General features: G+C 44.1%; 11 protein-coding genes and 4 tRNA genes. 2 read left to right on the top strand and 13 right to left on the bottom strand.

Features of this window, described 5'->3' with window-relative positions; genetic code table 11:
* Positions 1-8: 8 nt before the first annotated feature.
* The 11 genes from ACXAGP_RS16620 to ACXAGP_RS16670 form a co-directional block, all read right to left on the bottom strand.
* Positions 9-1892, bottom strand: coding sequence for a SurA N-terminal domain-containing protein (locus ACXAGP_RS16620; RefSeq protein ID WP_475262682.1), 1884 nt, complete (start codon positions 1890-1892; stop codon positions 9-11).
* Positions 1893-2098: 206 nt separating this feature from the next.
* Positions 2099-2395: an HU family DNA-binding protein gene (locus ACXAGP_RS16625; RefSeq protein ID WP_338294813.1), complete on the bottom strand. Its 297-nt coding sequence runs from the start codon at positions 2393-2395 to the stop codon at positions 2099-2101.
* 217 nt (positions 2396-2612) lie between these two features.
* Positions 2613-4973 (bottom strand): endopeptidase La, encoded by a 2361-nt coding sequence (gene lon / locus ACXAGP_RS16630; RefSeq protein ID WP_475262683.1) that lies wholly within the window; start codon positions 4971-4973, stop codon positions 2613-2615.
* 114 nt (positions 4974-5087) lie between these two features.
* Positions 5088-6365: an ATP-dependent protease ATP-binding subunit ClpX gene (clpX, locus tag ACXAGP_RS16635; protein WP_475262684.1), complete on the bottom strand. Its 1278-nt coding sequence runs from the start codon at positions 6363-6365 to the stop codon at positions 5088-5090.
* A gap of 96 nt (positions 6366-6461) precedes the next feature.
* A complete protein-coding gene (clpP, locus tag ACXAGP_RS16640) occupies positions 6462-7118 on the bottom strand; it encodes an ATP-dependent Clp endopeptidase proteolytic subunit ClpP (RefSeq protein ID WP_475262685.1) in 657 nt (218 codons plus the stop codon).
* Positions 7119-7206: 88 nt separating this feature from the next.
* Positions 7207-8511: a trigger factor gene (tig, locus tag ACXAGP_RS16645; RefSeq protein ID WP_475262686.1), complete on the bottom strand. Its 1305-nt coding sequence runs from the start codon at positions 8509-8511 to the stop codon at positions 7207-7209.
* A gap of 257 nt (positions 8512-8768) precedes the next feature.
* Positions 8769-8845: transfer RNA gene (locus ACXAGP_RS16650), tRNA-Pro, on the bottom strand.
* Positions 8846-8880: 35 nt separating this feature from the next.
* Positions 8881-8956, bottom strand: a tRNA-His gene (locus ACXAGP_RS16655).
* A 37-nt stretch (positions 8957-8993) separates the two neighbouring features.
* A tRNA-Arg gene (locus tag ACXAGP_RS16660) sits at positions 8994-9070 on the bottom strand.
* Positions 9071-9089: 19 nt separating this feature from the next.
* A tRNA-Pro gene (locus ACXAGP_RS16665) sits at positions 9090-9166 on the bottom strand.
* A gap of 164 nt (positions 9167-9330) precedes the next feature.
* Positions 9331-9969: a hypothetical protein gene (locus tag ACXAGP_RS16670; protein WP_475262687.1), complete on the bottom strand. Its 639-nt coding sequence runs from the start codon at positions 9967-9969 to the stop codon at positions 9331-9333.
* Positions 9970-10120: 151 nt separating this feature from the next.
* Between ACXAGP_RS16670 and folD the strand changes: the two genes are divergently transcribed.
* Together folD and ACXAGP_RS16680 are read left to right on the top strand one after the other, a co-directional pair.
* The gene (folD, locus tag ACXAGP_RS16675) at positions 10121-10975 is read left to right on the top strand and encodes a bifunctional methylenetetrahydrofolate dehydrogenase/methenyltetrahydrofolate cyclohydrolase FolD (RefSeq protein WP_475262688.1); all 855 of its coding nucleotides are present in this window, start codon (positions 10121-10123) and stop codon (positions 10973-10975) included.
* Between the two features lie 2 nt (positions 10976-10977).
* Entirely contained in the window at positions 10978-11526 is a 549-nt protein-coding gene (locus ACXAGP_RS16680; RefSeq protein WP_475262689.1) for a DUF1415 domain-containing protein, read from the top strand.
* A gap of 58 nt (positions 11527-11584) precedes the next feature.
* Here the strand turns inward: ACXAGP_RS16680 and rpsO are convergent, their stop codons facing one another.
* Together rpsO and truB are read right to left on the bottom strand one after the other, a co-directional pair.
* Positions 11585-11854: a 30S ribosomal protein S15 gene (gene rpsO / locus ACXAGP_RS16685; RefSeq protein WP_229528720.1), complete on the bottom strand. Its 270-nt coding sequence runs from the start codon at positions 11852-11854 to the stop codon at positions 11585-11587.
* Between the two features lie 116 nt (positions 11855-11970).
* Complete coding sequence (gene truB, locus ACXAGP_RS16690) at positions 11971-12873, bottom strand: tRNA pseudouridine(55) synthase TruB (RefSeq protein ID WP_475262690.1); 903 nt, start codon at positions 12871-12873, stop codon at positions 11971-11973.
* Positions 12874-12876: the final 3 nt, after the last annotated feature.

Consider the following 12876-nt stretch of genomic DNA (forward strand, 5'->3'; position numbering starts at 1 on the left):
AAAGTGAGTTATTGAGTTACTGACTCAACCTCAGCTTGATTATTCATTGCTTCGATTAATGCAGAAAACACTAATTGTCCATTATTCGAACTTAGATTTTGCTTAATTGCATTCAAGTCAGCTTCAGTTGGTGCTTCAGGTTGGTTGATTGCCAACAGCTGAACAACGCCCACATTGCCATTGTTCATTTCAACCGCTTTGGCAGCATCGACACTACCTAACTTAAACAACTCACCACTCAACGAACTGTTTAACTCACCAGAGTAACGCTCAAGTGATGTCAACTGAGTCCAATCGACTTCTTTCGCCTGCATTGCTGCTTCAAGAGCGGCTTGATTAGCAATATCTGCAACAACGGTTTCCGCCCACTGCAAAGCTAATTCTTGCGACTTTTCAGCAGTTAAGCTGGTAACGATTTGCTCTCTCACTTCAGCTAATGGCAGTGTTCTTTCGGGCTCATGTCCGGTCACCCTGAATACCACAAAATGCTCGTCATTAAGCTCGATAACATCACTGTTTAACCGATCTTCAAGCAACTCATCAGAGAAGGCTCTGTTTAACAAAATACTATTGTCAAATGGCGCTTGCACTGTATTTCGGGTAATACCTGTAAGGCTTTTCACCTGAGTATTGCCTGCTGCTGCGACTTCTTCCAGTGAATCGGGGATTTCAAATGCCAGCTGTGACATAGTTTGTTGCACGTCAAGGTACTCGCCTAGTGCAGCTTCTTGCTTCAATTGGGCTTCTATGTCTGCACGAACGGTTTCCAACGGCTCTACAGATTCGGCTTTGACATCTGTCAGCTTAATAATGTGAAAACCAAATTCGCTGCGCACGACGTCACTGACATCTCCAGCTGATTCAAGTGCAAATGCAGCCTCTTCAAAATCAGCATCCATCACCCCGCGAGTGAACCAATCCAGATCACCACCATTTTCGCCGCTGAAAGCATCGTCAGATTCGTTCTTTGCAACTTCAGCAAAGTCTTCACCGGCATTGATACGTGCCAGAATAGCCTCAGCTTTTTCACGGTCCGCCTGCTCATCATCGCCAAATTCAATCAAAATGTGAGCAGCACGTCGTTCTTCTTCAGTTTTGTAGTTACCCAGATTCTCTTCGTAGTACAGCGTAATATCGGCTTCATCTACAACTGCTTCAGCAACAAAATCTTCCACCTTAACTTCAACGTAAGCTACGTCTACTTTTTCTTCAGTATCGTACTGCGCAATGTTTGCCTGATAATAATCATTGATATCTTGCTCTGAAATTTCCACCTCAGCTTCAAACAATGAGGCTGGTACTTCAAAGTAACGTGCATCACGCGTTTGATTTTGGATATTCAGGAAATTTGTCGCTTCAGAAGGCAAAGCAAAGTCAGATTGCCCAAGGGCGGCACTGAGTTGTTGACGCGCCATTTGTCCACGCAGGTAATCTCTAAATTCTGCAGGTGTAAAACCCGCTTGCAGAAGCAATGCTTGATAGCGATCGTTATTAAATTGACCCGCAACTGAAAACTCAGGCATGTTAACGATAGTTTCGCGTAACTCGCTGTCGCTGACACGCAGTCCTAACTCTCTGACCTTTTGATCCATCAGCTTATCGTTGATTAGTCTTTGCAGAACCCCTTCCCTGAAGGTTTTCAGATACTCTGGATTAGCCGCCAGCTGATTAAAGGTTTCCCCTAACTGTGATTCCATACGGCTTCTTTCGGACTGATAAGCTTGCTCGAATGAAGAGGTTGTAATTTCCTCACCATTAACGGTTGCTGCTGCCGTGTCTGTACTGGAGTTGATATAACCACCGACTCCAGCAAATATAAAACTCAAAATGATAATACCGAGAATAATTTTGGCCGTAATTCCCGTGGCCCCTTCTCTTATTTTTTCCAACATTAGGCTTACTCTTTCATCACCTCAAAACTAAATTCGCGCGGGATTATACCGCAACCGCAACAGGAATTGCACATCAGAATCAGGATTAATTCCGGGCAGTTGACTAGAGCCGTAAACGAAATGTATTACTAGCGAATGAGGATTAGATTTTTGGATCAAAAAAGGGCGCTTACACGCCCTTTTTAACTTAAGCTCGAATAACTAAATTAGTTACACGCGTCTTTCAGAGCTTTACCAGCTTTGAAAGAAGGAACCTTAGCAGCAGAAATTTGGATAGTCTCACCAGTTTGTGGGTTGCGGCCACTGCGAGCAGAGCGTTCACGAACTGAGAAAGTACCAAAGCCAACTAGAGCAACTTGGTCGTCGTTTTTAAGAGCCTCTGTAACTGCGTCAGTGAAAGCGTCTAAAGCTCTGCCAGCAGCAGCTTTAGAAATGTCGGCGTTCTCTGCAATCGCGTCGATAAGTTGAGACTTGTTCACAATATCATCCCCTTCAATTGTTATTATTTGTTGTTCCGCATTTGTTGTTGCGGAACCGTTATAACAAGCTTGAACGCGAACTTCAAGCTATGTTTAACAATTTTTTAAAAATTAACGATTTACCGCCACCCCTTGCGTGGCAAGGGTTCTAGCGGGACACGACAAAAGGCTACCACAAGTTTACGGATTGGGAAGCCCCAAATGTGCAATTGTCATAAAAAAATTAAAATATGTACAATAATCAAGCAATATTTGCGGCAACAGGCTCAAATCCTTGCGGATTTTCCTGTAACGCCAGCTCTAAAACCTCATCAATCCACTGTACAGGGTGGATCGACAGATCACTCTTAACATTATCTGGGATCTCTTCCAAGTCTCGCTCATTATCCTTAGGTATGACTACGACTTTGATGCCACCGCGATGAGCGGCCAATAATTTTTCCTTAAGGCCACCAATAGCAAGCACTTCTCCACGCAAGGTAATTTCACCTGTCATAGCAACATCACACTTCACGGGATTGCCTGTTAAACTTGAAACCAATGCCGTACACATGGCGATACCCGCACTAGGACCATCTTTCGGAGTCGCCCCCTCAGGAACATGCACATGTATATCCCGTTTTTCATGAAATTCAGGGTTGATGCGCAACATGTCTGCACGACTTCGCACAACGGTCATCGCCGTTTGGATAGACTCTTGCATCACGTCCCCTAACGAACCAGTAAAGGTGGTTTTACCTTTTCCTGGCACAGAAGTGGCTTCAATTGTTAGCAGATCACCGCCAACCTGGGTCCAGGCTAAGCCTGTTACCTGGCCAATTTGATTGTTCTTATCAGCCTTGCCATAGTCGTGTCTTTGCACACCCAGATATTCTTTGAGATTTTCCTGATTAACGACAACTTTTTCCGACTTTTTGTTGAGCAGGATTTGTTTCACCGCCTTGCGACAGATTTTAGAAACCTCTCTCTCCAGAGCCCTGACACCTGCTTCACGCGTGTAATAGCGAATAATACCGATAATGGCCGACTCTTCGATTTCCAGTTCGCCCTCTTTCAAACCATTGCGGGACATTTGCTTTTTCACTAAGTGCCGTTGCGCAATGTTGAGCTTTTCGTCTTCGGTATAACCCGAAAGTCTGATGACTTCCATTCTGTCTAATAAGGGACCGGGTATATTCATACTATTGGAAGTGGCAACGAACATCACATCAGAAAGATCGTAATCCACTTCCAGGTAATGGTCACTGAAGCTGTTGTTTTGTTCCGGATCCAACACTTCCAGTAAAGCAGACGCAGGATCACCACGCATATCCGATGACATCTTATCGATTTCATCCAACAAAAACAGAGGGTTTTTGACTTCCACTTTAGCCATTTTCTGGATCAGTTTACCAGGCAAGGAGCCGATGTAGGTTCTTCTGTGACCCCGTATCTCAGCTTCATCGCGCACACCACCTAAAGCCATGCGCACATATTTGCGACCTGTGGCTTTGGCAATGGATTGCCCCAAAGACGTCTTACCCACACCAGGAGGCCCTACAAGACACAAAATTGGGCCTTTGAGTTTACGCACACGCTGCTGCACCGCGAGGTACTCTATTATGCGTTCTTTGACCTTATCCAAGCCATAATGGTCCTCATCAAGGATCTTTTGGGCGTTGCTCAGGTCTTTCTTCACCTTACTGCGTTTGAACCAAGGCACATTGATAAGCCAGTCGATATAACTGCGCACCACGGTTGCTTCTGCAGACATCGGCGACATCATCTTGAGCTTATTCAGTTCTGAAGTGGCCTTTTCTTTTGCCTCATCAGGCATTTTAGCGTCATTAATTTTTTTGTTTAACGCCTCAAACTCATCTGGTGCCTCGTCTAACTCACCCAGCTCTTTTTGAATGGCTTTCATTTGCTCATTCAGATAGTACTCGCGCTGACTTTTCTCCATCTGCTTTTTCACGCGTGTTCGGATTTTTTTCTCAACTTGTAACAAGTCGATTTCGCCTTCCATCAACGCCATGAGATACTCAAGGCGTTCCGCGATATCATTCATTTCCAACACTTTTTGCTTTTCAGCCAGCTTAAGCGGCATGTGAGCCGCCATAGTATCTGCCAGGCGCGCAGCGTCTTCGATGCCATTGAGGGATGTTAAAACTTCAGGTGGAATCTTTTTGTTGAGCTTTACATAGCCCTCAAATTGAGACACAGCTGAGCGAATCAAAACCTCTTGTTCAGACTCTGAAAGTGCTTCACTTTCGGACTTGAGCACATTGGCCACAAAATAATCTTCAGTTTGCAAAAATTCTGCAATGCTACCGCGAACCGTTCCTTCAACGAGCACTTTTACTGTGCCATCGGGTAACTTCAACAATTGTAAAATGGTTGCGATGGTGCCTATTGTGTAGATATCTTCTTCTTTAGGATCATCAATAGTGGCATCTTTTTGCGCCACTAAAAAAATTTGTTTGTCATTCTCCATGGCGGCTTCGAGGCATCGAATAGACATTTCGCGCCCTACGAATAAAGGAATGACCATATGCGGATAAACTACAACATCACGTAATGCCAATACCGGCATTTCTATGCGATCTTCTCGCTGTTCACTCATGCTAATTAACTCGTTTACTTTTTTACTTGAATATGGGGCTCGAAAGAGAAAGATCAAATACAGATTGAAGAGCCAACCAAATAAATAACAAAGGCTCCGCAGAGCCTTTAAGAATTATTCCGATGCGGCTTTCTTATCAGCCGTATTGTCATAAATTAGAATTGGCTTGGATTCTCCTTTAATGACACTGTCGTCGATAACCACCTTGCTCACTTCTTTCAGTGAAGGCAGCTCGTACATGGTATCCAACAGGACGCCTTCAACGATAGAGCGCAGACCCCTTGCACCAGTTTTTCTGTCCATCGCTTTTTTAGCAATGGCATTCAATGCATCGTCTCTGAACTCAAGCTCTACATTCTCCAAAGAGAACAAGGCTCCGTATTGCTTAGTCAACGCATTTTTCGGCTCTTTAAGAATTTGAATCAGCGCCTCTTCGTTAAGCTCCTCCAGGCTGGTCACTACAGGTAATCGCCCGATAAACTCTGGAATCAATCCATATTTTACCAAATCTTCTGGCTCAACTTGTTGGAACAGGTCGCTGACAGAACGGCTACTATCGGCACCTTTAACTTGTGCACCAAATCCTATGCCTGTCCCGGTATTAGCTCTTTGCTCAATAATCTTGTCGAGACCAGCAAAGGCTCCACCACAAATAAACAGAATCTTGGACGTATCCACTTGCAAGAACTCTTGTTGTGGATGCTTGCGTCCACCTTGTGGCGGCACTGAAGCTACCGTACCTTCTATGAGTTTTAGCAGAGCCTGTTGCACACCTTCACCTGACACGTCTCTGGTGATTGATGGATTATCGGATTTTCTGGAAATCTTATCGATCTCATCGATGTAGACAATTCCGCGCTGTGCTTTTTCGACGTCATAATCACATTTTTGCAGTAGCTTCTGAATGATGTTCTCGACATCTTCACCCACGTAACCCGCTTCAGTCAGAGTAGTTGCATCAGCCATTGTGAATGGCACGTCTAATAATCTTGCCAGTGTCTCTGCTAACAGTGTTTTACCGCTACCAGTAGGACCAATTAACAGAATATTACTTTTGCCAAGCTCGACGCCTTCATGTACATCGCCATTGCGCAAGCGCTTGTAGTGATTGTATACCGCTACCGACAATACTTTTTTCGCGTATTCCTGACCAATTACATAGTCATCCAAATGACTGTGTATTTCTTGAGGTTTAGGTAAGGCATCTTGCTTCTTCTTCGGAGAAATTTCTTTTATTTCTTCACGAATAATGTCATTGCACAGCTCGACACACTCATCACATATAAAAACAGATGGTCCGGCAATTAACTTTCTGACTTCATGCTGACTTTTACCGCAAAAAGAACAGTAAAGTAATTTGTTATCGCCATCACCACTTTGTTGATCACTCATTTACCACGCCTCTAGAGTCTTAGAGTCTAATTTCTAACATTTACCAAAATTAGGGGCGCTTTACAATCGAGTTGCCCCCTCTAACGAAAGTTTAGTCTAATCTTTCGCTTTTAATACATCTTCTCGACTGGAAAGTACCTGATCGACAATTCCATACTCCATCGCCTGGTTCGCCGACATGAAGTTATCGCGATCAGTGTCTTTTACCACTGTGTCATAGTCTTGTCCGGTATGTTCAGCGAGCAAACGATTTAACTTGTCTTTAATAGACAGCGTTTCTTTGGCATGAATTTCGATATCTGAAGCCTGCCCCTGGAAACCACTTAAAGGTTGATGGATCATAACGCGAGAATTATTCAAACAATAACGCTTGCCCTTGGCACCACCAGATAACAAAAATGCGCCCATACTGGCAGCCTGTCCTATACAAACAGTGCTTACATCGGGTTTAATAAAGTTCATGGTATCGTAAATTGCCATACCTGCTGTTACAGAGCCGCCTGGAGAGTTGATATAAAGATAAATATCTTTTTCCGGGTTTTCTGCTTCTAAGAATAATAACTGCGCCACAATCAAATTAGCCATGTGGTCTTCAACCTGACCTACCAGAAAAATAACGTTTTCTTTTAGCAGTCTGGAATAAATATCGTAGGAACGCTCGCCTTTGGCGGTTTGCTCCACAACCATGGGGACCAAGGCGTTATCAATTGAGGAATTAAGCTGATTCAGGGAGTTCTGAGGATTGTAGATCATATTTTTATACTGTCTCAAAAATAAAAATGCTCGGTATATACCGAGCATTTAAGCAATTTGCTGTTCAGAAAGTCAAACAATAAAACAATTACGCTGTTTTATTCATCACTTCGTCAAACTTTTTAGCAACTTCGGTGACATTCGCTTCTTCTAAGATAATGTCGATTGCTTGATCTTCAAGGGCTAAATTTTGCATTTGCTGCATTAATTCTTGATTGCTCTTGTAGTAGCTAATCACTTCTTGAGGATCTTCGTAAGCTGAAGCATTGGTCTCGATCAACGCGTCAACTTTTTCCTGATCAACTTGTAAGTCCTTAGACTTAATTACTTCACCTAGAATCAAACCGATGGATACGCGCTTCTTGGCGTTGTCCGCGAACAAGTCATCTGGCAGTTCCGGCATGTTTTCAGCTGGTACGTTGCCACCAAAACGCTGTTGCGCCTGACGCTTCAACGCTTCGATTTCTTGCTTAACCAGTGCTTCTGGTAAATCCACAGGGTTATTTTCAACCAAGCCAGAGATAACTTGCTCTTTTAATTGAGCGCGTAAAGTTTGGTCTAACTCACGCTGCATGTTACGAGTCACTTCAGCTCTCAGCGCCTCAACGTTACCGTCTTCAATACCGAACAACTTGGCAAACTCTTCATTGATTTCAGGCAATTCCTGAACTTCAACTTTCTTCAAGGTAATAGCGAACTTAGCGTCTTTACCTTTCAAGTTTTCAGCGTGGTACTCTTCAGGGAAAGTTACCTCAGCAACCAATTCATCACCGGCTTTCTTACCTACGATAGGATCTTCAAAACCCGGGATCATGCGAGACTTGCCCATTTCCAGTACGAAATCTTCAGACTTACCGCCTTCAAACTCTTCACCGTCAATAGTGCCTGTAAAGTCGATAACAACACGGGAGTCCGCAGCTGCTGCATCTTCTGACTCAACCCACTTGCCGTGTTGAGTACGCAGAGTTTGCATCATTGCATCGATGTCTTCTTCTTTGATTTCAACAACGGTCTTTTCAACGTTAATAGCGTCAAGGTTACCCACTTCAAACTCTGGGTAAACTTCAAAAGATGCTACAAACTCAAGATCTTCGCCGTCTTTGTCTGATTTCATTTCGAAAGCAGGCATGCCAGCAGGGTTCAATTTTTCCTGCATAACAGCCTGGTAGAAGTTACGCTGCATAACTTCGCCGGCGATTTCTTGACGAACCGCAGTACCGAAACGCTTTTTGATTACTGACACTGGTACTTTACCAGGACGGAAGCCGTTAATTCTTTGAGTTTTTGCGAGTTGTTGCAAACGGGATTTAACTGCAGAATCGATTGTATCTGCAGGAACAGTAATAGTGAGACGGCGTTCTAAACCTTCCTTTGCCTCGACTGATACTTGCATTCTTCTACCTCTATAGTGCCTGGATGCACATTACTAATTGTTATTTAGGCCAGATTAACTCTGCTCTTCGAAGCTTCGTTTTAATGAAAGTAATGAGCTTAAATTACGGGGAATCCGCATTAGCTTTTACCGGATCTGGCACGTCACCTGATAAAAAGACGCAGCATTATAGCGGCAGACAAGCAGTTAGTCGAGTCTGTAAGCGATTATATTTGCAGTTATTTAAGCAAAGTGTTGTTGAGAAAAAGAAATAAGAGTGGTCGGTGAGATAGGATTTGAACCTACGACCCCTTGGACCCAAACCAAGTGCGCTACCAAGCTGCGCTACTCACCGATGTGTATAGAGTATTATAAAGAGAGGAAGTCAAATGGGGTGGACGATGGGATTTGAACCCACGACAACCGGAATCACAATCCGGGGCTCTACCAACTGAGCTACGCCCACCATTTGGACTTACTTTTTTTGCCGAAGCAACATTGAATGGCGCGTCCGGCAGGATTCGAACCTGCGACCCACGGCTTAGAAGGCCGTTGCTCTATCCAGCTGAGCTACGGACGCACGGTCATTCCGTCAGGAGTGGTCGGTGAGATAGGATTTGAACCTACGACCCCTTGGACCCAAACCAAGTGCGCTACCAAGCTGCGCTACTCACCGTTTCCTGATTTAGCTTAGCATTATCTGCCTTGCTACGGGGGGCGCATATTACTGATTTGCCCCCCACCAGTCAAACGTTTTTTATCACCTTTTTTTCTTATGCTGAAAAAACCGACATTTCGAATATTTACTGTGCAGATTGAGGCTTTAACAAGAACCCCTTATTACTCTCCTAGATAGGTCCAAATTCCTTTGCCAGCCGGTTTAAAATTCAAAGTTTCCAAATACTGTTCGTGCTCCACACTATCTGCCTTAGCACCGATAAGTTGATAGCCAGTTAATTTTTTAAGCGCTTGTTCCTCGCCCAGAGCAAATACCCCCAGACGACAATCGCGATACTGCGGCACCACAAAGTCAAAGTCCACAATGATATGTTTAGGGTTATCAGCAGAATCAACGATACCTGAGATAACCCCGACCACCTTGGTACCGTCCAAAAGTACATAAAATTCACGATTTTCATCTTCCAGGCGCCTGAAAAATTTAGGAAAAAAACGCTTGATTTCAACTTTGTGGTAATCCAGAAAAAAAGTCATGTAGTGAGATCGCGCCTGGGTACGCAAAATCGTGAAATCATGGTTAGTGTGATAGACAAACTTTCTGATATAAAAAATATTTGTCAGGGTAATAAACGCGTTCAGAACAACCACAGGGTAAGCATTGATAACCACGCCATACAAACACATTGACGCAGCGCCAAACAAATTGATCCAACGCAGTTGCACCAAGGAGCTGCGAGTCAACGAAAAAGCAATGACTGCTGATGCACAATAACCAAACAGTTCAGTAAAATTAATTTCCAACTTACTTCCTTAAAATTGAATTCAGCTTGGCACCAGTAAAACCGCTATGTGTCAGCAAATAATTTGCGTTTAACACTGGTGAAGGGTTGGCTAATGACAAGCTATAATGAGACAATATTCCCCATCGTTATTTCTCTAGTATACCAAAAATATGTCAGCTCAATTAATTGATGGAAAACTTCACGCTAAACACATACGTCAAAAGGTCGCCACGCAGGTAGATGCCATTGTTTCTGCCAATAAAAGACCGCCAGGGTTAGCGGTAGTTTTAGTGGGCGCCGATCCTGCCTCACAAGTTTATGTACAAAATAAGCGCAAAGCTTGCGCTGAGGTGGGCTTTGTAGAGAAATCCCATGACTTACCTGCGGATACGACGCAAGAAGAATTGTTGAGTATTATCGATGATTTGAACAACGACCCGGAAGTGGACGGTATTTTAGTACAGTTGCCGCTACCCGCTGGATTAGATTCTAATCTTATCCTGGAGCGCATCCATCCCAATAAAGACGTAGACGGATTTCATCCCTACAACATTGGTCGCTTGGCACAACGTATGCCAGCGCTGCGCCCTTGTACACCTAAAGGTATCATGTCCCTCATTGACTCCACCAAGAAACCGGTCAAGGGCATGAATGCTGTGATTGTGGGCGCTTCAAATATTGTGGGCCGCCCGATGTCGCTGGAGTTATTGCTAGCAGGCTGCACCACCACCGTGTGCCATAAGTTCACTAAAGACTTAAAAAGCCATGTTGCTTCTGCTGATTTATTGGTGGTGGCGGTAGGCAAAGCAGAATTTATTCCCGGTAGTTGGATTAAGCCCGGTGCCATTGTTATCGATGTAGGTATTAACCGCACCGATGATGGACGATTGGTGGGTGACGTTGAGTTTGAAAGTTCCAAAGAGCGCGCGGGTTGGTTAACCCCGGTACCAGGTGGTGTTGGTCCAATGACAGTGGCCAGCTTGATTGAAAATACCCTGGAAGCTTACGTTAATTACCGCAATTAACAATGAGTTCCCAAGCTTATACCGAAGAGTCCAGCGCAGTGTTGCGCTGGCTTGAAGACATTATAATTGGCCTTAACCTTTGCCCCTTTGCTAAAAAGCCCTTTCTTGCCAATGAAATTCAGTTGCTGTTTGAAAGCAGTAATAAACTCAACAAGATTGCAGAACAGGTTTTACTAGCCTGCATTCAACTTGATCAACAACCAGAGATTGAAACCACTCTGGTGGTTTTTCCAAACTCCCTGAAAGACTTTAATCGCTATCTGGATGCCTTAGACTTATGCGAAGCATTATTGGCTCAACAAGGCTACTCAGGTGTCTACCAACTCGCTAGTTTCCATCCAGAATACGTATTTGAAGGCGAAAAATTTGACGACGTCAGTAATTATACCAATCGCGCTCCTTATCCCATTATTCACATTATTCGTGAACAGAGTATTGATAAGGTTTTGAAGACTTATCGAGAGCCTGAGGCGATCCCTGAACGAAATATCGCGCTAATGCAAGAAATGGGATTAGCGCAGATAAAAAAACTCTTTTCTACATTAAAATAGTTTTCTCAAGACGAAAAAAAAGCTGGTGAATACCAGCTTTTTTCTGCAATCAACGTGCTTAGCGACGTAGACCTAAGCGACCAATAAGCGACTTATAACGCTCTTGGTTTTTGCCTTTCAGGTAGTCCAACAACTTACGACGTTGGCTAACCATGCGCAACAAACCACGACGTGAGTGGTGGTCTTTTTTGTGATCGCTGAAGTGAGACTGAAGTTTGTTGATGTTGTGAGTCAACAAAGCAACCTGTACTTCTGGTGAACCAGTATCACCTTCTTTTACACCGTATTCAGCGATGATGTTCGCAGTTTCATTTTTACTTAGTGACATAATATTCTCCAATTAGATTTTAGACTTGCCGATCACTAATTCAGTCAAGTCGAAAAGAGCGGCGATTATAGCGATTTTTAGCTATAACACAAGCCCTGATTAGTATTGCATATAATTCAAGACACCAGTCTTTTGGGCTGCAATTTGCCTTTGTTGTTCTGGGCAACACCTAAGAAGCGTTCGCCGCTATATACTCTGACATCTTCAGCAACTATTGAAGCATCCGACTCAACCGCCTGGCCGTGTAAAAAGCGTTCACTATCCTTATTTGAAATCTCAACTTTCGGCAAATGCACAATGGGTGCATCAACCGCCAATTTGAGCTTGTCCAGGGCTGAGAAATCTCCATCAGCTTTCAAGCTCTCCAGATATTCAGGCGTGTACATGGGTAGTCCGGCGTAACCCGAAACCTCCGTGCGATGTAAACGGGTAACATAAGCACCGCAGCCCAACAATTGTCCTAAATCATCCACCAGCGAACGAATGTAAGTCCCTTTGCTGCACTTAACTTTCATACTGACTTCAGTACCAGTAAATTCCTGTAATAGCAGTTCATAAATAGTGATATCACGTGCCGGGCGGTCTATGGTAATGCCCTGTCTGGCGTAATAATAAAGTGGCTTGCCTTGATGCTTAAGAGCCGAAAACATGGAGGGAATTTGTTTAATCTCCCCCCGGAACGTATCGAGGGCCTCATTGAGCTGCAGCTCCGAGACCGCCACCGGCTTTTCTTCCACTACTTCGCCATCTGCATCAGATGTGGTAGTGCGAATGCCCAATTTGGCTGTTACTTCATAAGTTTTATCAGCGTCTAATGAATACTGAGCAAACTTGGTGGAGTTACCAAAACACACCGGCAACATGCCACTGGCAAGTGGGTCCAATGCGCCAGTATGGCCGGCTTTATTGGCATCAAATATCCAACGCACCTTTTGCAGCACTTGGTTAGAAGAGCCCCCTAAGGGTTTATCAACAAGGATCACGCCATCCAGTTTGCGTCCAGACTTACGTCTTCCCATATT

The sequence above is a fragment of the Planctobacterium sp. AWM4_229 genome, assembly GCF_056160305.1.